The sequence below is a fragment of the Reichenbachiella versicolor genome (assembly GCF_003171675.1).
Classification (GTDB): Bacteria; Bacteroidota; Bacteroidia; order Cytophagales; family Cyclobacteriaceae; genus Reichenbachiella; species Reichenbachiella versicolor.
This window is the reverse complement of the sequence record NZ_QFZQ01000008.1, coordinates 113,127-134,255: the sequence shown is the minus strand read 5'-3', so window position 1 is coordinate 134,255 and position 21,129 is coordinate 113,127. Positions and strand designations below refer to the sequence as shown.

General features: G+C 37.0%; 15 protein-coding genes. 8 read left to right on the top strand and 7 right to left on the bottom strand.

Annotation, left to right across the window (positions count from 1 at the left end; translation table 11 throughout):
* Positions 1-23: 23 nt before the first annotated feature.
* The 4 genes from DKG80_RS16635 to DKG80_RS16620 form a co-directional block, all read right to left on the bottom strand.
* A complete protein-coding gene (locus DKG80_RS16635; RefSeq protein ID WP_109832501.1) occupies positions 24-2,150 on the bottom strand; it encodes a HEPN domain-containing protein in 2,127 nt (708 codons plus the stop codon).
* A gap of 376 nt (positions 2,151-2,526) precedes the next feature.
* On the bottom strand, positions 2,527-3,057 hold the full coding sequence (locus DKG80_RS16630; protein ID WP_109832500.1) for an outer membrane beta-barrel protein: 531 nt from the start codon (positions 3,055-3,057) through the stop codon (positions 2,527-2,529).
* Between the two features lie 119 nt (positions 3,058-3,176).
* Positions 3,177-3,935, bottom strand: a complete 759-nt coding sequence (locus tag DKG80_RS16625) for a LytR/AlgR family response regulator transcription factor (protein WP_109832499.1) — start codon at positions 3,933-3,935, stop codon at positions 3,177-3,179.
* Positions 3,932-4,981, bottom strand: coding sequence for a sensor histidine kinase (locus tag DKG80_RS16620; protein ID WP_109832498.1), 1,050 nt, complete (start codon positions 4,979-4,981; stop codon positions 3,932-3,934). Before DKG80_RS16620 ends, DKG80_RS16625 begins: the two co-directional genes overlap by 4 nt.
* Positions 4,982-5,219: 238 nt before the next feature.
* Here DKG80_RS16620 and DKG80_RS16615 point away from each other — a divergent pair, with 238 nt between their 5' ends.
* The 6 genes from DKG80_RS16615 (at position 5,220) to DKG80_RS16590 (ending at position 12,959) form a co-directional block, all read left to right on the top strand.
* Positions 5,220-7,634: a TonB-dependent receptor gene (locus DKG80_RS16615; protein ID WP_109832497.1), complete on the top strand. Its 2,415-nt coding sequence runs from the start codon at positions 5,220-5,222 to the stop codon at positions 7,632-7,634.
* A gap of 160 nt (positions 7,635-7,794) precedes the next feature.
* A complete protein-coding gene (gene ispF / locus DKG80_RS16610; protein ID WP_109832496.1) occupies positions 7,795-8,292 on the top strand; it encodes a 2-C-methyl-D-erythritol 2,4-cyclodiphosphate synthase in 498 nt (165 codons plus the stop codon).
* Positions 8,285-8,965, top strand: coding sequence for a tRNA (5-methylaminomethyl-2-thiouridine)(34)-methyltransferase MnmD (gene mnmD / locus DKG80_RS16605; protein WP_109832495.1), 681 nt, complete (start codon positions 8,285-8,287; stop codon positions 8,963-8,965). Before ispF ends, mnmD begins: the two co-directional genes overlap by 8 nt.
* 94 nt (positions 8,966-9,059) lie before the next feature.
* On the top strand, positions 9,060-10,400 hold the full coding sequence (gene trkA / locus DKG80_RS16600; RefSeq protein ID WP_109832494.1) for a Trk system potassium transporter TrkA: 1,341 nt from the start codon (positions 9,060-9,062) through the stop codon (positions 10,398-10,400).
* Positions 10,401-10,409: 9 nt separating this feature from the next.
* Entirely contained in the window at positions 10,410-11,867 is a 1,458-nt protein-coding gene (locus DKG80_RS16595; protein WP_109832493.1) for a TrkH family potassium uptake protein, read from the top strand.
* Positions 11,868-11,873: 6 nt separating this feature from the next.
* The gene (locus DKG80_RS16590; protein ID WP_109832492.1) at positions 11,874-12,959 is read left to right on the top strand and encodes a prolipoprotein diacylglyceryl transferase; all 1,086 of its coding nucleotides are present in this window, start codon (positions 11,874-11,876) and stop codon (positions 12,957-12,959) included.
* 462 nt (positions 12,960-13,421) lie between these two features.
* On the opposite strand, the gene DKG80_RS16585 is transcribed toward DKG80_RS16590, so the two are convergent.
* The 3 genes from DKG80_RS16585 to DKG80_RS16575 all read right to left on the bottom strand — a co-directional run bounded on the left by DKG80_RS16585 (position 13,422) and on the right by DKG80_RS16575 (position 19,164).
* Entirely contained in the window at positions 13,422-14,300 is an 879-nt protein-coding gene (locus DKG80_RS16585; protein WP_245907029.1) for a YicC/YloC family endoribonuclease, read from the bottom strand.
* A gap of 147 nt (positions 14,301-14,447) precedes the next feature.
* The gene (locus DKG80_RS16580; protein ID WP_109832490.1) at positions 14,448-18,089 is read right to left on the bottom strand and encodes a hypothetical protein; all 3,642 of its coding nucleotides are present in this window, start codon (positions 18,087-18,089) and stop codon (positions 14,448-14,450) included.
* A 1-nt stretch (position 18,090) separates the two neighbouring features.
* Positions 18,091-19,164 carry an NAD(P)/FAD-dependent oxidoreductase gene (locus DKG80_RS16575; protein WP_162555934.1) on the bottom strand — a complete coding sequence of 358 codons (1,074 nt, stop codon included), beginning with the start codon at positions 19,162-19,164 and terminating at the stop codon, positions 18,091-18,093.
* 597 nt (positions 19,165-19,761) lie between these two features.
* Between DKG80_RS16575 and DKG80_RS16565 the strand changes: the two genes are divergently transcribed.
* Both DKG80_RS16565 and pssA read left to right on the top strand, forming a co-directional pair.
* On the top strand, positions 19,762-20,415 hold the full coding sequence (locus DKG80_RS16565) for an MBL fold metallo-hydrolase (RefSeq protein ID WP_109832487.1): 654 nt from the start codon (positions 19,762-19,764) through the stop codon (positions 20,413-20,415).
* Entirely contained in the window at positions 20,412-21,107 is a 696-nt protein-coding gene (pssA, locus tag DKG80_RS16560; protein WP_162555933.1) for a CDP-diacylglycerol--serine O-phosphatidyltransferase, read from the top strand. The genes DKG80_RS16565 and pssA overlap by 4 nt, the downstream gene beginning before the upstream one ends.
* The last annotated feature ends 22 nt before the right edge of the window (positions 21,108-21,129 follow it).

Sequence of the window (21,129 nt, the reverse complement as noted above, 5' to 3'; positions counted from 1 at the left end):
AGCCTTAGATTTAAATTATTATCTTATACAGTAGCTTCCTCAGTAACTGTAGCTTGTACTTCATTTACCTTTTTTAAGAAAGCATCTGCTTCCGAAATATACTTTTCAGCAAACTCCTTACTAGGTTCACTTTGATTGATTCTCAATACAAATTCTGTATATGAATCACCATTCAAAACGTCTGTAAAATTCTCTGCAAGTTCTTCGTCAAAGCTTTGCATGATACCTGCCTGAGTATTTACAGTAGTTCCTTTATCTACTAACAGTGCCTTTGCTCCATTAATCTTCACATTATAAGCATGATAAATCGCGTCAGCGATATTATCACCTTCAAAAGCAGCCTTTGCCCATCCTAACTTTTCTTCTGCCTCGTACATCAATGTCTGGAACAAATCAATGATTACACCAGCACATTCACCTACTTCCGTTTCGACTTTAAATTGCTGATCTTTACCCCAATCGATATAGTCGGAATCCTTTACAGTTTCCAAATCAGCCAAGAACTTCAACAACTGGTAAAAATAGTCCTTACCTTGTCTTCTAAAGTACAATGCGTATTTCTCATTTTCTTGAGCATTCTCAGCATAATCTTTGAACAGAATTCTTAATACTTCTGGAGCACGCTTACTTGGCACTTTTATGACCTTTTCTGCGATGTATCCTTCACCATTGTGACCTAGTCCACCTCCCAATAACACTTGTACAGCTGGAAGAGTCTTTTTAGTTACTTTATGTCTCAACGAAGAACCATGGAATCCGATACCTGCTATACCGTGATGACCACAAGAGTTAGGGCATCCACTAATTTTTATCTTTATGTCTTCATTTTTCAAGAGCTCCGGATATTCGCTTTCGATTACTTGCTCAAGTTCTAAAGCAACTCTAGTAGAATTGGAAATACCCAAGTTACATGTATCGGTACCTGCACAAGCAATGATATCTGCTGTAGAATCAAAACCAGGGTCAGCCAAATTCAACTCTTTTAGTTCAGCGTAAAGAGATTTCAAGGAATCCTCCTTCACGTATCTCAAAAGGTAACCTTGATTTACCGTCACTCTGATATCATCAGCAGCATATTTCAAGACTATATTGCCAAACTTATGCGCTCTTTCTGAGCTCATATCACCATTTGGAAGTTTTACTTGTACATAGAAATATCCATCCTGCTTTTGAGGCTTGACATTGGTTTCTCTCCACTTTTCATAATGATCAAGGTCTGTAACAGCCTTATCTGAAAAAACAACATTTTGTGGAATTGAAGGGATTTTAGAAGCGCTGTCTACTTTATAACTTTTTGAGCCAATAGCTTTCCATTCTTCTTTAACTAATCTCATTACTTCTTCTAAGCCGATATCAGCCAATAAGAATTTGAATCTTGCTTTTACTCTTCTCTTACGCTCACCGTATCTATCAAATACTCTTAAAAGTGCCTCAGAAAATGGAATCATCTGGTCTTCTTCCAAAAATTCATAAGCCATCTGAGCTGGCATAGGTTGAGCACCTAGTCCTCCACCAATCATCACTTTAAAACCTCTGACTTCTTTACCATCAACAATTTTTACTTTAGGAATAAATCCAATATCGTGAATGAAAGAAATACCTGTATCTTTTTCGTTTGAGGAGAATGAAACTTTGAACTTACGTCCCATCTCTTGACAAACCGGATTTCTTAAAAAGTATTTAAAAAATTCATATGCGTAGGGAGAGACATCAAAAGGCTCATTAGGATCAACACCAGCTATTGGTGAAGCGGTAACATTTCTTAAAGTGTTTCCACAAGCTTCTCTCAATGTAATCTCTTCTTGCTCAAGTTTAGCCCATAATTCGGGCGTTCTGTCTAGAGAAACATAATGAATCTGGATATCTTGTCGTGTGGTAGCATGCAAGTTTCCTCCACCATACTCAGTAGATATATCAGCAATTCTTTTCAATTGCTTTACGGACATCTTACCAAATGGAATCTTAATTCTTACCATTTGATTGCCTGGCTGTCTCTGGCCATAGACACCTCTAGCTAATCTCAAGCTTCGGAATTTATCCGGATCTGTTTTACCATCTTTAAATTCACGAATCTTTTTCTCTAAATCGATGATATCCTGTTGTACGACAGGATTTTCAAGGTTTTCGAGTTCTGTTCTGAAACTTTGCATAGTTGTTTGGTTTTGCAACGAAAAAAGCCTCCCGATGAGCGTCGAAGAGGCTTTTAATGTCTTATTTCCTTAATTAATATTTTGTTCATTAAATCTTCCTCTCACATTCACACGCTCCAGCAACATGCCCTTAGACAAGTCTCCGTCATAGAAATATTTAATGTGTGTTTTTTCATTGGATATTCTCAATCGTGATCCTGTCAACGCAGGAAAATAAATTGGGGTTCAAAGATAGAATGGAAATTTCGTTTTTTTGACTATTTTTTTAATAATCAATGAGTTTGATTGATTTTGTGACTTTAGTCGCATGATATACTAGAACACAAAAAAAGCCCAGCTAAATAGCTGAGCTTTAAATTCATATTTTCTAATAGATCTAGAAATACAATGAAAAACCTACATTGATTCCAAATGAATTGATATCTTCGAGAGCATCACTTAATCCCATATCATAAGAAATAGTTGGCTCTACAGCTACGTTTTCACCTAAAAACACTGCATAACCTGCCTCAAGACCAAAAGCACTACCTTTAGATTCTACTTCATCAGATCCATCATCAACTGTATTCTTCAAGTAAGAGTAATTTGCTCCAACTATAATTGCACTGTTAATATAGTATCTACCAAAAAGACCAAAATCAAATGTATTGTCTTTAAAGTCTCCAGTACTTTCGTTGTCGAAACCAAGACCTAATCCTACAGCTAAATCATCAATAACAAAGTATCCAGCCTGTGCATCTAATACAAAGTTATTAGTAGCATCATCAGCATCTTTATGCTTAGTAGAGTTAAATCCAAGATTTGTAGATGCTCCAACTAAAATTGAACCTTGTTCAGTTTGTGCCTGTACATTAGTGAATGTGATAATTGCTAACGCAACAACTAAAAATTTAATAGATGATTTCATAAAAAGTTTTGTTTAGTTAAAATATGATAAGGCCGCAATCTATTACAAAAATATTTTAACGGCATTTTTTTTTATGCTAAAAAACATAAAATGATTTTAATCATTAAACCTTCAATAAATCAACCCAACCACCTTTTAAATACTGAAGCCCTTTCACTGCTCACTATTATTTGTTCCTCTTGAATAGGGCTTGTCTCTACCAATAGCTTTCCCTTACCATATTTGTGGACAATCGTTACACAGTCGTAACAAATGATAAACTGACGATTGGCTCTAAAAAACTTTTCTGGATCTAGGGATTCTATAATTTCATCTAATGTATGATCTATTACATAAAACTTGTTCTGTTTAGTTTGTAAATAGACCAAACCGTTCTTAGCATGAAATGACCCAATATCTTTGGTTTCTACAGAAAGCATCTTTTCTCCAATCTTAACCAAGAAACGCGACTTATACTTTACATCGGTAAGGTGTATCTCCTTAATAATCTTGGACAAATTGGATTCTGAAGGAGAATCATAAACGTGAAGAGATTTGTACTTATTTATACTTTGAATTAGATCTTCTTGATTGATTGGTTTTAGCAGGTAATCTATACTATTGACTTTGAAAGCTCTTAAGGTATACTCGTCAAATGCGGTTGTGAAAATAACTGGTTTTTTAACTTCTACTTGATCGAAAATCTCGAAACTTATCCCATCGCTCAATTGGATATCCATGAAAATCAAATCTGGAGCTTTATGAGACTGTAGATACTTGACAGTTTCTTGTACACCATCAAAAACATCTATAATCTCAATCTGCGAATCAATTTCTTCGAGCAATTTTTGAAGTCGTCTAAACGCTGGTGCTTCGTCTTCTATAATTAGAACCTTCATCCTTGTTGAGCTTTGAGATATTCAATTTCTGACTGAACTTGTATAAGTGGAATAGCTACTCTAAAATACTTCTGAGAGGTAACAACTTTAATTTCTCTATCGCCTAAAAACTGATACCTTTTCCTAATGTTATCTAAACCTGTTTTTGTTGATTTCTCCAAAGACTTCTTGATCTGAAGAGTATTTTTAACAACTATTTCTCCTATTTGGTCTATGTAAACCTCTATATTAAGTGGCGCTATTTTGGAAATCATATTGTGTTTGATAGCATTTTCCAAGAGCATTTGTATAGTCAAAGGAGCTACATATTTCTGACGACTTTCAAGATCTACTTTTATATCTACTAACAAGTTTTCAGGATATCTCATTTTTAGAAGGTAAACATAGGATTTGCAAAATTCTAGCTCTTCATGAACACTAACTAATTCACGCTCCTTGTTTCTTAAAATATAGCGATATACTTCTGAAAGGGTCTGAGTAAAGTCAACTGCTACCTTTTGATCCTCTTCGATAAGAGTCGTCAATGTATTCAGGCTATTGAAAAGAAAATGTGGGCTCATTTGATTTTGAAGTACTTCAAATTGAGTTCGGATTTGTTGGTTTTTCAATTCTTCATTCTGTCTTACAGATTCTTTCCATTTCTCGAAGAAATCATTTCCCACATAAAATGATGAGATAATTATTCCTGCTATAAGACTAATATTATTGTTTCTAAAGAAGAACTTAGGATCTATTATATTATCCCAAGTGCAGGTGCCTAAAATTAGACTAACAAGGTTGGCTCCGAGAATCAACCACAGAGTGACTGAAACAACGGAGATCAATAATCTTTTGGGTGTAGATTCTAAAAGTGGAAATCGGTCTTCAAAATAGTCTAGTATGAAACCTGATCCATTCCAAAGTACAGCACAAAACACAAGCACTTTTCCATAAAGCATATAGAATGGAATAGCATCATCTTCTGGCGTCTTAAAAACAACAGTAATGATAAGAGCTACGGCAAAAATACCGATCCAACGAACATATATTTCTTTGATTTTTAGCACATAACAATGATAGTTGATTTTTATACGGATTAGGAAAAATTCTAAGTGAAGCAGGAAATTCAACGTGTCAAGCTGAAATTATATCAATGAAGCAATATTATCTTTTATCAATGGATCCAATCCGCTTCAACTCATTTTTTGAATGGTTGAATCATATGCATTTATGCTTGAGTTAACTTTATGTAATTAGAGCCAACCATGAATTCTACTTTCGAATGGAATTCAAAATGATATAACCATGAAAACTAAACATCTTATTCTGTTAATAGGAATATTAGCGGCAGCATGTAGTCTCTATGCTGATGCGCCCAAAACTCAAGTAGTCAAAGGAATCATTAAAGATGCTCAATCAGAATTTGAGTTAATTGGAGCTACAATATCACTTGTCAACTCACAATCAACATTAGGGGCAATTACTGATACTAAAGGTAGGTTTAGAATAGAAAGCGTACCCATAGGTAGGCAAACTTTTATCGTTAGTTATCTGGGTTACAAAAGCCAAACACTTCCAAATGTACTAGTGACAACTGGTAAAGAAGTATTTCTAGAAATCAAACTAGAGGAATCGGTGGAGAAACTAGACGAAATAGTTATTTCTTCAGGAGCAGACAAGGATCTTCCTATTAATGAACTAGCCAAGGTTAGCGCCAGAACTTTCTCTGTCGAAGAAGTAGTTAGGTATTCTGGAGGTAGAAATGACGTAGCCAGAATCGCATCTTCGTTTGCTGGGGTAAGTGCTCCAAATGACTCTAGAAATGATATAGTAGTGAGAGGAAACTCACCAGCTGGTCTTCTTTGGAAGATAGATGGACTCCCTATTGCGACTACGAACCATTACAATACACTTGGTACTACTGGCGGACCTGTAAGTGCCTTGAATACTAACATGCTTCGTACATCAGACTTTATGACAGGAGCTTTCCCTGCAGAATATGGAAACGCTAATGCAGCAGTTTTTGATGTCAATTTTAGAAATGGCAACACTGATCGTCATGAGTTCATGGCTCAGCTTAGCGCTTTTACAGGAATGGAAGCAATGGTTGAGGGACCAATTAGTAAAAAGAACAATTCATCTTACTTAATGGCATATAGATATGGATTGGCAAGTGTCGCTGCTACAGGGACAAGTGCTATCCCTGTTTACCAAGATCTTGCCTTCAAATTAAATCTTGGAGATTCTAAAATTGGTCAGTTTGAAGTATTTGGACTAGGCGGAAAGAGTAGTATCGACTTTTATGGAGATGAAATCGATGAAGATGATTTATTCGCAAACCCTAATGAAAATGCTTTTGTAAATGGTGAGCTTGGACTAGTTGGTATGAGTCATTTGCTAAAACTGAATAAGTCCACGTACTTGAAGACAACTTTAGGAGCTTCTACTACATACAATAGATTCTATCTTGAAAATATCGATAGTCTTACTAACCCAGTAAGAGACACCACATATTTTGCAACTCTAGATGAAAACAGAGAAACGAGATATACTATAAACTCCTACATCAATAAGAAATTTGATGCGCAGTGGAGCCTAAGAGCTGGAACTCTAGTAGAAATATATGATGTGACGCTTTTTGGGGAGAATAGAGATAACAATTCAAACATTCCTGATGACAACGGTGATGGAATACCAGACTTTTTGGAAGAATATCGAAACGTCAAAGAAGTCTATTACTTACCACAATTTTATGCGCAAGCACAGTACAATGTGAATAATGATCTAAGCACAACTTTCGGAATACACGCACAGTACCACACCATAACCGAAGTAATCGCGATTGAACCTCGACTTGGAATGAGTTGGGAATTTGTCCCTAGTCAAAAATTAAGTCTGGCATATGGACTGCATGCACAAGCTATTCAGAGTCCAATATTATTTTACAGAGAGCTAGATGACCAAGGAAATTATTTAGAAACAAATAACAGTCTTGATTTTACCAAGGCACATCATGTAGTGCTTGGCTACGACAGGAGGCTAGGTTCAGATTGGAGGTTAAAAGCGGAAGCATATTATCAACACTTATTTGATGTACCTGTAGAGAAGACAGCATCAAGCTACTCTGCAATCAATCAAGGTGCGGATTTTGGGTTAGACTCTAGAATAAACTTGGTGAATGAAGGAACAGGAAGGAATTATGGAGTTGAATTGACTATAGAGAAATTTTTCAGTGGTGGATATTACTTACTGGCCACCACCTCCCTATACGATTCTAAGTACAAGGGAAGTGATGAGGTACTTCGGAATACAGCTTTTAACAATCAATATGTATTCAATGCTTTGTTTGGAAAGGAGTGGAAATTTGGAAAAGATAAAAGACATGCCTGGACTTTCGATACCAAGTTTACTACATCTGGCGGTAATCCATACACTCCTATCGATCTAGCGGCTACAAGGGAAGCAAATGGAGACGTAATGTATTTCGAAGATTTGGCGTTTAGCGAACGAATTGCACCCTATATGAGACTAGATGTGAAATTTGGTGTTCGATTGAATAGTGCTAAGAGAAGACTATCACAAACATTCTACTTGGACTTCCAAAATGTAACTGGCCGCGAAAACGAATTTGTAAAGAGATACAACGAAGTTACTGACGAAATAAATACTGTAACACAAATTGGATTTTTCCCTGATTTTATGTGGAGAATTAATTTTTAGTCGCAATGTGTTAGCCATTTTGGTCTAATTGCCGATACTCGGGGCAATCGATAAATAAAATTCAAATAATCAATCATATCATCTATAGCTCTCCAAGGAATGAAAACCTTGGAGGGTTATGAAACTTCACTAATTTCGCGACTAAATAAAATGCGAAATCATGAGCTTCGAAAAACCCAATATCAGAGTAGGATATGGATATGATGTACACCAGCTAGCCGAAGGACAGCCATTTTGGTTAGGGGGAATAGAAGTTCCACATACACACGGGGCCGTTGGACATTCTGATGCTGATGTACTGATTCATGTGATCTGTGACGCACTCCTTGGCGCTGCGAATATGCGAGATATTGGATATCACTTTTCTGATACAGATCCTAAGTTTAAAGGTATTGACAGCAAAATCTTACTGAAGGATGTTCTGAAACTATTAAGAGATGCTGACTTTGCCATTGGCAATATTGATTGTACTATCTGTCTTCAAAGACCTAAAGTCAATCCTCATATTCCAGAGATGAAAAATGTTTTGGCGGAAGTAATGCAGATCGCAGAAAACGATTTGTCAATTAAAGCGACCACTACTGAAAAGCTTGGGTTTGTTGGAAAAGAAGAAGGTGTGGCAGCTCATGCCACTGTATTGATCTATAAATATGCCTAAAGTAGAAATCATCAAAACCAAGGATGGTTCTTCGTCTCTGTTTTTGCCGGATATGAATGAAACCTACCATTCTACACATGGAGCTCTTACAGAAGCTCTTTATGTTTTTATTGATAAGGCGCTTGAAGAGCATCGAAGATGCTATCCAAATCAGGAGACAATCAAAATTTTAGAGATAGGTTTTGGTACAGGTTTAAATGCATGGCTGACAGCATCAAAAGTGTTAGATTCTAATTTTACAGTGGAATATTGTTCTCTAGAGAAGTTTCCAGTAGGTTCAGAAATTGTTTCCGAGCTCAATTACACGGACAATAGTCCTATAGGTGACAAAGAGCTTTTTGAAAAGTTACATGATGCCGCTTGGAATGTACCTGTAAGTGTAACTGACAACTTCGTTTTGGAGAAATTAGAGACGGATGTTTTTGATTTTGAAACAAGAAATGATCAATTCGATATAATCTATTTCGATGCATTTGCACCATCCAAACAACCAGAAATGTGGAGTCTAGAGGTACTCAATAAGATGTATTCCTCTACTGCTAAAGGCGGTATTTTCTCCACCTATTGCGCGCAAGGCCAGTTTAAGCGAGATCTGAGAGCAGCTGGATATGACACCGAATCACTTCCAGGACCTCCTGGAAAAAAGGAAATGACACGCGGGAGAAAAGTGTAACTTATATAAGCAAAACCCCTACTTTACGGGTTAAGCTTTCATCATATCAAACCCACCTGTATATTTGCCTTGGTCTTGACCATCGTCACATTCTATGAGAATAATAATAGCAGGAGCAGGAGATGTAGGATTTCACCTTGCGAAATTACTAGCCTACGAAGCACATGATATCGATATCATAGATATGAGTGATGATCGATTACAGTATGTCTCGAATCATCTTGACGTACAAACTGTCAAAGGAAACTCTACTTCGATTAAGGTTTTAGAAAAAGCTCAGGTCTGTAAAGCAGACTTACTCATTGCCGTCACAGAGTCTGAGGCTACCAATATCACGACTTGTATGATTGGTAAGCAATTGGGGGCAAAAAAAACTATATCTCGAATCACCAACACAGAGTTTCTTCACAAAAAAGACATTTTAGATCACCAAAAAATCGGTATTGACGAAGTAATATCTCCTGAGTCACTTGCAGCCAAAGAGATCAAAAGACTTCTCAAAGAATCTGCAGTAACTGATCTATTCAACTTCGAACAAGGTATTTTGTCTTTGGTGGGAATCACTATTGATGGCAATTCCGAGTTGAAAGACAAGAGTCTTGTAGAAACTGCGTATCTCAACCCTGATCACAACTTTAGTACGGTTGCTATCTTGAGGGATAAAGAGACCATTATTCCTCATGGTGACAACAGATTTCATGAAGATGATCACGCCTACTTTATTTGTCAGCCCAACGGCGTAGATAGAGTATTATCGTTAGCAGGAAAAAGTAGCAAGGACATTAAAAATCTTATGATCCTTGGAGGAAGCAAAATCGGTATCCAAACGGCTAGCCTCCTCAACAAAAAATATAATATCAAATTAATAGAGCAAGACAGAGATAAGTGCTTCGAACTGGCTGATCAATTTCACAATGTAATGATCATCAATGGTGATGGGCGTGATGTAGAACTGCTCAAAGAAGAAGGAATAGACGACATGGATGCCTTCATAGCTGTAACGGGGAATTCTGAGACTAATATGATCTCATCTCTAGTAGCTAAAAACCATGGAGTGCCTAAGACTATTTCGCTCGTAGAGAATATTGACTATATCCATTTGTCCCAAAACATAGGTGTGGATACTATGATCAACAAAAAGTTGATTGCTGCAAGTTTTATATTCAGATACATTAGAAAAGGTGAAGTCGTCAACCACACAAGTATTCACGGAGTGGATGGTGAAATTGTAGAATTCGAAGTAAAAGACTGTTCTAAAATTTTAGGTCAGGAACTGAAAAGCCTTGGTTTTCCTAAGGGGGCGATTGTTGGTGGAGTTATTAGAAATGGTAAAGGAATCACCGCTCGAGGTAACTTTCAGTTCGAACCTAAGGATAGAGTCGTTGTACTTTCCAAACCTGAGTGCATTCGCAAAATTGAGGACTTCTTTAAATAAACAAATCCAATGAAGTTCAATTATAAAGTCATCATCAACGTGCTCGGTCTGTTGATTCTTCTCAACGGAGCATTCATGATGACTTGCGTACCTTTCAGCTTGTATTTTGAAACAGATGACTTGTTTCCAATACTAGTCTCTTCACTTACTACCATGTTCATTGGTTTCGTGACTTTCGTAGCCACGCGCCAAAACACTTCGAAAGAACTTAAGAAAAAGGATGGTTATTTAATTGTAACCTTAGGATGGTTGTCGATGTCACTATTTGGTACATTACCCTATATCCTCAGTGGGTCTATTGATAATTTTACGGATGCTTTTTTCGAGACTATTTCAGGATTTACGACTACTGGCGCTACTATTCTGACAGATATCGAAGCTGTAGACCAAGGAGTCTTGATGTGGAGAAGTTTGACACAATGGATAGGAGGAATGGGTATTATCGTACTGGCGGTGGCGATCCTTCCCCTATTAGGAATCGGAGGTATGCAGCTATTCGTAGCTGAAGCTCCTGGTATTACGCCTGATAAACTGAAACCTAGAATTACCGAAACGGCTAAAAGACTGTGGTTTATTTATGTTGGTTTAACATTCACTGAACTATGCCTTCTTTGGATCGGTGGTATGACTTTCTATGATGCTCTGAATCACGCCTTGACGACTATGGCTACGGGAGGGTTTTCTACTAAAAATGCCAGCGTTGCTCACTATCAGTCTCCTTTTATTCAGTATGTGATCATCCTGTTCATGTTCTTAGCGGGTACGAACTTCACTATGACATATTTTGGACTACATGGTAAATTCAAGACTGTATTCCGAAACGAAGAGTTTAAATTTTACTTGATCACCACATTACTATTGACTATTCTCATAGGGTTCAATGTACACCTACACTACGGTGAAGAATGGGAAACATCTTTTAGAGACAGTCTGTTTCAAGTAGTATCTATTATTACTACCACAGGATATGTCACTGCAGATTATTCCCTTTGGCCATCAAATACAGTTATGATCATTTTCGTGGCGATGTTTCTGGGAGCGTCGGCTGGAAGTACGGCTGGGGGAGTTAAGATCGTAAGACATGTTATATTAATTAAAAACAGTATTCTAGAGCTTAAGCGTCAGCTACACCCATCGGCAATTATCCCTGTGAGACTCAACAAAAAAGCAGTTCACAGAGATATCACCTTCAACATTCTAGCATTCATCATGATTTACATTGCCATTTTTGCTACTGGCTCTGTTATTATGACTTGGATCGGAGTCGACTTTTTGACTGCATTGGGATCTGTCGCTACGTCTCTAGGGAATATAGGCCCAGGTCTAGGAGATGTAGGTCCTGTTGATAATTTCTCTCAAATTCCTCTTGCTGGTAAATGGTTTCTCAGTTTCTTAATGTTACTCGGTAGATTAGAACTATTTACTGTACTAATATTGCTGACTCCTTATTTCTGGAAAAAAGTATAAGCACTTATGGACATAATTAACTTCATTATCTGGAGCCCAAGCCCAGACATGTTTGTCATACCAGGCATCGGTCACCCTGTAAGATGGTATGGTCTTCTTTTCGCTATGGCATTTATCGTCGGACAGTACATCATGTCATACATGTTCAAACTAGAGGGACGAAACCAAAAAGATATCGATAAACTGACTATGTATGTGATAGCTGGTACGATCATAGGAGCTCGACTTGGTCATTGCTTGTTTTATCAGCCTTCTTACTATCTATCAAACCCTATCAAAATTCTATATGTGTGGGAAGGAGGATTAGCCAGTCATGGAGCGGCCATTGCTCTATTTATATCTCTTTATCTATTTGCGAAGAAATTCAACTACCGATACCTATGGATATTAGACCGTGTGGCTATCATCACGATCCTAAGTGGGATGATGATTCGTACTGGGAATTTTATGAACTCTGAAATAATCGGTAAACCTACCAAGAGTGATTATGGTGTTGTATTCGCAAGGAGCTTGGAGGAAGCTGTATTACGTGAAGATCGAGCGATTGAAGACATTTCGTTTAGTAAAGGCGACCAAGATTTGGGGGAATATGTTCCTGTAAATCTAGAATTGACCTACAAGCGTGGCATGGTGAATGACGAGTCTGCAAAAGCTGAAAGCATTAAAAGAACTATAAAGTCTATCATTAGTCGCTCTAGTCAAGTAAGCGAGCATTTTGCTTTGACTAATCAAGACATAAAAGTCTCTACAGGGAAAAAGAATAATATTGTCAAAGCTACTATAGAACTACAAGGAATCTCCAGACATCCAGGCCAGCTCTATGAAGCCATTGCTTGCTTAGTCATATTTTTGATTTTAGCTCATGTCTACTATCATCACAGACACCAGTTGAATAATGGTACTATATTCGGACTTTTCATGGTAATGCTTTGGATTGAAAGATTCCTAGTAGAATTTTCTAAGGAAAACCAAGTAGGCTGGGAAGCTGATATTCCTCTCAACATGGGTCAATGGCTGAGCATTCCAATGTTCCTGTTTGGATTGGGTATATTGATATACTCTTTCAAATTTGGAGAAAAGACGGAACAGTAGTTTTCCGGACACTTATCTCTAAGGTGTAGACATCAACCTTATTCAAAGGATTTTATTTAAAAAACAAAGGAGCTTGTTTCGATATGGAACAAGCTCCTCTGTTTTTATATACTTTGACTTTTATCCGAAAGTTAAAATACAAGCGGTTCATCTGCGGCAAAGAAATACTTCTCTGTTTTTTATCCTGATGCACTACGGCTTTAAATTTTAATCTCAACATTCATCTCGCAGTATTACGACAAAGTAAATTGTCTCATTTTTTAATGTCGTAGCACTGCGGCAAGAAAATCAACTTCTATTTTTAATGCCGCAAGATTACAATAAGAAAATCAGCGTCAGTTTTTACTGTCGCAAATTATCGATCAAAAAAATTAATCCTGATTTTATCCTCGCTCGCTAACGGCAAGGTTTTATTACGTTGATTGTTTCAAGAATGAATCAAAAAGACATCTGGTAGAAAAATCAAACAATATTCAATACTTGTTCTTTGATTTTTTCGAGTTCATCTTTCATCTCTACGACCAATCTTTGGATCTCCGAATCATTAGCTTTTGAACCGATAGTATTGATCTCACGACCCATTTCCTGACTAATAAATCCTAGCTTCTTGCCTTGTGAATCGGAGCTTGCTAAAGTCTCTTGATAGTATTCGATATGGTTGCCTAGTCGTACAAATTCTTCTGAAATATCAAGTTTCTCGATGTAGTAAATCAACTCCTGTTCAAAACGATTTGGATCAGCTTTTTCTGAAGACTCTAATTCCTCTAGACTAGCATTGATTCTAGACTTGATGTTTTCTATTCTTTCTGGGTTCCGTTTTTTTATAGCTTCCAGTGTGATCGCGATATTTTTTCCGAAACCAATCATGGCTTCCTCTATCGATTTACCTTCATCTATTCGGTATTGGTCACATTGATCTATGGCTTGCTCTGTGAGCTCCAAAACTTTGGCTTTGTCCAGCATTGAATTGGTGTCTTGTTCTTTCAAAACTAGCACATCAGACATTTTCATTATCTGAGCATAAAGATCAGCATCAGTAATTTTCATATCACCAGCGGCATTGCTAAACTCAGCTTTATAATGATCAAAAACCTCTTGATCGACAGTAGGAGAGGAATTTACTCCTGATTTGAAAGAAACTTCAATGGTAAAATTAGCCTTACCTCTGACGAGTTTGTCTCCGATAATTTTTCGGATTTCATTTTCGTATATCGACACTTCCTTTGGAAGCTTGGCAGCGCAGTCTAAAAATTTAGAATTGAGAGTCTTAATCTCTACCGATATGCTGAGTTGATCGTCTTCAAACTGAGCTATACCATAACCTGTCATTGATTTTACCATATGCAAATGTGCAGAAAATATCGGTTATTGCCGTCAGAGGTCTAATACCTAATTATTTATGATCGTTTAGCACCAATAAACTGAAGTGAATAGAGACTGTAAATTTTCTTGCATTGTTTACTTAAGATTTGCAGAATTGAATTACAATTAAAAATCGTAGCCTATGGTGACGTAAAATTTCATGTTTCCAATTCGATAATCCTCGATAGGCTTAGCAAAATCAAAACGAGCATAGTATCCAAGGAGTGCGGTGCGTACTCCAAATCCATAACTGGCTAGCCAAGGGTTTCTTGTTGTACGAACAACAGCAGTGAATATAGATTCTTCAGAACCAACTTCACGAGTATCTACAGAATTGCCTTCTTCGAATGGTGAGGGCCCGGTCCATGCAGAACCGATATCATAAAAACCTATGAACATCAGATTTCTTAAAAAGTCAGATTTAATCGCTCCTGTAGAAAAATATTGAACTATTGGCCACCTCAACTCAGCAGAACCTGTCAATACATTTTCGCCACTAAACCTGTTCAAATCAAATCCTCTAAGATTGACGAATTCGGAAAAAAGCACTTCAGAATTATCCTTATGATTGCTAAAACTGAGTGGGGTATCAAGGTTGTCTGTATTGTCAGAACTACTTCCTATCCAATTATCCATACCTCCCAGCATATAGGTTCTTGGATTGTTTCCTAATGACCGAGCATAGTAAATTCGACCTGCTAGTATCAGTTCTTTATGAATTTTTTGATAGCGTCTAATATCTGCAGATAGTGTTCTGAAGCTTAACCTTTCATCTGTAAAACATTCGTATTGCTCATAAGTAAGTTTACCTCTTGCCCCTTCAAACAAATTCAGACCATTGGAAACGGTCCTATCAAAGACCCAGCTAAGCCTATATCCTCCGTAGTCATGACTTGAACCGCTAAATACGTCGGAGGCTGGAAAACTATTTGCTAATACATCCGGATGCAAGTTTTGCCCTTCTGTAAAGGCCATAAAAACATCTCCTTCAAAGCGTGTGGCTACAGAAGTTGGCAAGGAAGCTCCAATGGTGAATGTATTCATCTTATACTTTTGGATATAATTTCGAAATCCATAATCACTGAAAAATGGCTCATCTCCTTCTTTAAATATTACTCTACGATCATAGCGAGCATGATAATCTATTGGATTCTTTAGGTATTTGTACTCTGCAAAAAAATCTCCACTTTGGAAATCTGTAATAAACATCATACCACCATTAAATCGATGATTGTCTAGCAAATCTGACATCTGAGTCTCCATCAATATGCCAAAACCACGATACTGATCAAAGACCATGGAAGTCACTAGATTGTCTATTGAAAATGAGGTAACAAATGGAAGTGGCCCTACTACTTCTGGCTCTTCTTGCATCTTCAAGTAAATAGATAAGAATGAAAACTTATCTTCTTCCTCAGGAATTTCCTCTTCAAACTGAAAATGATCTGGAGATAATATAGTATCAGCAGGAGTTTGTACAATAGTTGAATCTAATTCAAACTGACCATCATCATAATATTGACTCAAAGGGTCATATTCTGCTCCTATAGATCTACCGCCTACAGTTTTTGTGTCTATGACAGGCTTCGACTGACCGAAGACGTAATTATTCAAATTGATATAGCCGTCATCCTCTGGCACCATGATCGTAGCTTCACCTTGTGGTTTCTCAAAGTTACTTCCCAGCGTATCACCAGCAAATAAAAAGTCCAATGGATCATAGTCATCGCCAATTGGCTCAATGGTTTCAGTCTGAACAGAAGAAGAATCTTCAGGTATCTGAAACACATAATTGTTCAGGTTCAAAAACCCTTCTTCAGCTTCACGATTCTTTGCGTTGAGTTCATTTTGAGTAGATTCATAATTTATTGATAAAGCATATTCATCCGAGAATTCTTCTGCTACCACACTATCCGGATTGAAAATCTCCCAATCTTGCTTCAACTCATCAAAAAGCTCTTCTGTTTTTTGACTCTCTCTCTTCTCTCTCAAATACTCCACTTGGCGAACCTGTTGTCTTAAAGTGGATGGAGGAAAAACAGTCTGTTCTAAATCGTAATTTCTATTTAAGTAAATTTTTGCCTGTCCTTTATTGAGCATCAGAAAAGCCAAATCCTTTGTGTATTGATTAATGTCATAATCTGTCATACTCGTACGGAAATTGGTGATTTGAGTATAAGTGTCATCGACGAAGCTATACTTATACATATTATTGATCCCTTTTAAATCACTGAGATAATACACATTATCCTTGTCCAATGCGACAGGATGTTTATCGTTACTCAACGTATTTGTTAATCTTTTCAACAGTGTTCTTGTAGTATCCAGATCGTAGGCGAACAAATTCAAAACATCTGGTGGAGCGTCGGAAGACTCTGGTGGTACTCGAAGGGAATCAATGGTACGATTGGAACTAAAGACAATGGCATCAGTACCTGGGATAAACCTTGGATGTAAATCATCCCATCCATCTTTAGTCAATCTTTTAATGGCATTTTTTCTGGTACTCAAGAGGAATAAATCGGTTTGGCCTTTAGTCTCTGCACTAATAATGGCAAGCTTTCCATTGTCATTGTAACTCAAATCATTGACCATGTTAAACTTCCTTAGCGTCTTTTTCTGTTTGTTGCCCTTATTCAAGTCAAATGTTACAAGTTGAAGGTCATTATAATCTTTTTCTACAATACCTAATTGATGATCATTTGCCCATGCAATCAAGGGAAGGTGAAATGAATTTTCCTGGTCAATAAGTGTATAACCTCCTCTATGGGCAACATTCTCTCTACCGTTCTCTAAATTTTTGATAACAATTTTGTACTTACCTTCAGTGTTTTGGACATATGCTAGTTTCGTACCATCAGGGCTTACTCTCATTTTGGTAAGCTTGCTGTCTTTGTTAAACGTCTTAACAATTCTATCTTCCTTAGTCGGTTCGATATAGGCAGCATTCAAGGCTTCCATAGGTACTCCATAGTAATCTGCCCACTCAAACATGAACTGCTCGAAGGATATCCCAAGTGAACTTGCAATACTTACTTCTTCATTTCTAATGATTCTGGTAAGGTTTAAGATATTACTCAAGTTACTCTTGCCATATCGTACAGCAATGTAGTTCCAGACGGACTGCCCTACTAATGCTGCTGTTTCGCCTTCCAACCTTTTAAATGGTCGAAGTTTCTTATATAGCAAATGATCTCTCACATAGTCATCCATCTCGATATCCCAGCCATAGGCTACATATCTGGTAGCTCCTTCCAAAAACCACTCTGACATATGGAGCAAGTAAGAATTTTGAAAGACCTCACCAAGTGTCCCCCCAAACATCATATCATCCATCAGCATCTTAGTGGTCTTGTATTTGAGTTCCTTTCGGAATTCGACAACACTACCAGCATACGCAGCCTCCAGCATCAACTTAACAAATCTGGTTTCTCCAGCAATGGTGAAAGTCGGCTGTCCTACACCTACATTACTTTGCAAAAGATCTCTATGATTGTTATAAACGAAAATTTGAGCTTTGGCAAATGGCGAATAACCAATCATATCTGATATAGCTTCATAGTCTTCATCAAGCTCAGCCATGGCAATTTGAGCATACTCTTCACCATCGCGATAAAAATGCACTTCATAGTTTTCAGTACCGTAGTATTGCCAGTCAAAATTCTTATGCTGTACCCTGTTTTGACCAAATTCAACCTGCTTGTACTGTGCTCTAGACAAGAACCCAGTCATAGTCAATAGCAAAATGATCAGATATTTGATCTTCATTTTAGCGCGATATGTTGACAGGGTTAGAATATTCTTTGAGGTATCTATTAAGATTTACATCTTCGTTTATCTCTGTGCCATGAATCAGATGACTCAATAAGTCATGAGCAAAATAAGGTACTAATGAAACTCCTTTAGAACCAAACCCATTGAACAGATAAAATTGTCCATATTCGGGATGTTTTCCAATCAAAGGTCTTCTATCCTTGGTCGCAGGTCGGACACCTGCAAGAGCTTCTTTTCTTTCAAAGCTTTCATGACACAAAGCTGATAACTTCTCTAACAATTCATTTTGACCCTTTTCGGTTGGTTCGATAGACTCAAAATGATTTTGATAGGTCGATCCCACTTTTACTTCTCTATTTTTTCTAGGAAGAATAAAAATCCCTCTATTATAAATTTTCTTAAGATCTTTTTCTCCACTCATTATCATCACATCTCCCTTCACTGGTCTGAATGGTAACCATCCAAAATGCTTTGATTCTTGTGCTCGAAGACCATTACAATAGATAACACGCCCATACTCTGTGCCTTTGTAAAAGACAGTATCATCACCTATCTCCAATTTATCTTCTTCAAAATTTTCTTCGCTATAACTGTTCAAAGCTTTCAATCTTTCACTACTTGCCAACAATAAAGCAGGAATGTCTAGATATCCGGACTGTGCCAAATGTAGTCCTCCATGAGGATCATTGAGATCAATTTCTGAAACAGAGTCACGCGCAACATCTTCTATGAACTGGGCGAATTTGTCATCTGATCTCTTAGCATCCCAGTCGTTTTGTTCCGCGATATCAACAAAGGGTCGGTAAATTCCTATATCGTGAAGAAACTGCGATGATAACACCTTCTCTAAACGTCGATAGGTTTCTAACATGGATGGAAATAAAGAATCGGCCATCCAAGTTTTAACCATTCTTCGTCCAGTAATAGGATTGTAGAGCCCCGCAGCCACCATCGAAGAAATATTTTTATTTGGCTCGTCCAATACGTCAATAGCCTTGCCTTTTTCTATCAATAGATTTGATAAAACTGCTCCTGCGATACCGTGCCCGACTATTAAGAAATCTTTCAATACTGGATGTTTAATTGATTAGCTATTCAATGGAACAAATTTGCAGACTAAGAATCTAATAAAGCGATTGAAAATGTAAATTTTCTATTTATCACTATATACCTACTGATATCCAACAAAAGAATTAGAATCCGAGTTTCTAATTTTCAATTTCCTCCTGATAAAAATCACATTGACAACCTATACACTCAACCAACACCCATTGTAATTTTAATGTCAATAAGCACAGACAAAAATTTATAATGACTATTGATTTGATCTTTTTTATCTCAGGTATAGCGATACTTTCTTGTCTCTCCTATTCTGCGTATAGTTGGTATTTGATCTATGCAAAAACTCAAGGAGCTGACTTAAAAACCGTTTTTCAAGAAGGTTTTTTTGAACCTAAATTTATTAAACACGAGAACAACGAGGTCACGTCTTACGAAAGAATAAAACTGAACATACTTTTTACTCTGCTTTATACCTCTTTTTCTATTTTCATATTACTATTTATTTCTACTATTCTGTTTTTAGATAAGTAAGTAATGCTTCGGCGTTGGATTTATTTGTGATTGACTAATAAACCGACAAATTTGTGGATTAAGTATTATTGCTATGATCCAAATTCAAAATTTCGTATTTAACCCATTCATGGAGAATACGTACGTCTTGTACGATGAGACTAATGAAGCTATTATCATTGACCCAGGCTGTTATGAAGATGTAGAGCAACGCGATCTGGTTGAATTCATAGAAGATATGAATCTAAAAGTCGTAGGATTAGTGAATACACACTGTCATATTGATCACGTCTTTGGAAATGCTTTCATTTCGAAAAAATACAATGTAGGCTTACAGATTCATAAAGAAGACGAAGCGACTTTAAAATCTGTAGAAGTGTATGCCCCAGCATATGGCTTCCAAGGTTATCATCCTGTCGAAGCAGAAAGTTTTTTTGAAGAAGGTGATCAAATCAAGTTTGGTAATTCGGAATTGGACATATTATTCACACCAGGTCATGCTCCTGGACATGTAGTGTTTTTTAATAAAGATCAAAAAATATGTATAGGTGGAGATGTGCTGTTCGATGGCAGTATCGGTAGGACAGATCTACCTGGAGGGGACTTCGATATCTTAATCAAAAGCATACATGAAAAACTATTCAAGTTAGAAGACGATGTGGTAGTTTATCCTGGCCACGGCGGTAGTACAACTATCGGAAAAGAAAAAATAAGCAATCCTTTTTGCGCTATCAATCAGAACTCGTGAATATCAAAAAACATATTCCCAACTTCCTTACTTGCTGCAATATATTCTTTGGCTGTTTAGCAGTCATAGAGGTTTTTCAAGGCAGCCTCAGTAATGTCATCTTTTTTACTATGCTATCTGCTATAGCCGATTTTTTAGATGGATTCGCTGCCAGATTATTAAAATCATACTCTGAGATAGGAAAAGACCTTGATTCACTCGCAGACATGCTCTCTTTTGGACTTGTTCCCAGTCTGGTTGTATTTAAAATGGTACAAAACCTAGGAGTATCTGAATGGTGGTGGAGCTATACACCTTTAATCATTGCCATTCTTTCTGGAGTGCGCCTTGCAAAGTTTAATAACGATGAAAGACAGTCTGATACTTTTTACGGATTACCGACTCCTGCCAATGCTATGTTTTTCTGTTCACTTCCACTTTTGATTGCTCATGAAGTTTTTGGTGAAATTGTCAATAATCCGATAATTCTAGTGATCATGTCTGTATCGATGGCTTTATTGTTGGTCTCAGAAATCAAAATGATTGCTTTAAAATTCAAAGGCTATGGATGGCAAGGAAACCAAAATAAATACGTTACTATCCTTATTAGCATCGGTTTATTAGTGACATTCAAATGGATTGCACTGCCATTGATTATTGTGCTTTACGTCATTATTTCTATATTAGCTTCTCTTTTCGACTCTAATAAATAATTTCTATAGGATAAATCTTTAC

What these genes read in the sequence shown, in the direction of transcription:
- DKG80_RS16635 (WP_109832501.1), bottom strand. Translation starts at nt 2,150, where the DNA reads ATGCAAAGTTTCAGAACAGAACTCGAAAACCTTGAAAATCCTGTCGTA.
- DKG80_RS16630 (WP_109832500.1), bottom strand. Translation starts at nt 3,057, where the DNA reads ATGAAATCATCTATTAAATTTTTAGTTGTTGCGTTAGCAATTATCACA.
- DKG80_RS16625 (WP_109832499.1), bottom strand. Translation starts at nt 3,935, where the DNA reads ATGAAGGTTCTAATTATAGAAGACGAAGCACCAGCGTTTAGACGACTT.
- DKG80_RS16615 (WP_109832497.1), top strand. Translation starts at nt 5,220, where the DNA reads ATGAAAACTAAACATCTTATTCTGTTAATAGGAATATTAGCGGCAGCA.
- ispF (WP_109832496.1), top strand. Translation starts at nt 7,795, where the DNA reads ATGAGCTTCGAAAAACCCAATATCAGAGTAGGATATGGATATGATGTA.
- mnmD (WP_109832495.1), top strand. Translation starts at nt 8,285, where the DNA reads ATGCCTAAAGTAGAAATCATCAAAACCAAGGATGGTTCTTCGTCTCTG.
- trkA (WP_109832494.1), top strand. Translation starts at nt 9,060, where the DNA reads ATGAGAATAATAATAGCAGGAGCAGGAGATGTAGGATTTCACCTTGCG.
- DKG80_RS16595 (WP_109832493.1), top strand. Translation starts at nt 10,410, where the DNA reads ATGAAGTTCAATTATAAAGTCATCATCAACGTGCTCGGTCTGTTGATT.
- DKG80_RS16590 (WP_109832492.1), top strand. Translation starts at nt 11,874, where the DNA reads ATGGACATAATTAACTTCATTATCTGGAGCCCAAGCCCAGACATGTTT.
- DKG80_RS16585 (WP_245907029.1), bottom strand. Translation starts at nt 14,300, where the DNA reads ATGGTAAAATCAATGACAGGTTATGGTATAGCTCAGTTTGAAGACGAT.
- DKG80_RS16580 (WP_109832490.1), bottom strand. Translation starts at nt 18,089, where the DNA reads ATGAAGATCAAATATCTGATCATTTTGCTATTGACTATGACTGGGTTC.
- DKG80_RS16565 (WP_109832487.1), top strand. Translation starts at nt 19,762, where the DNA reads ATGATCCAAATTCAAAATTTCGTATTTAACCCATTCATGGAGAATACG.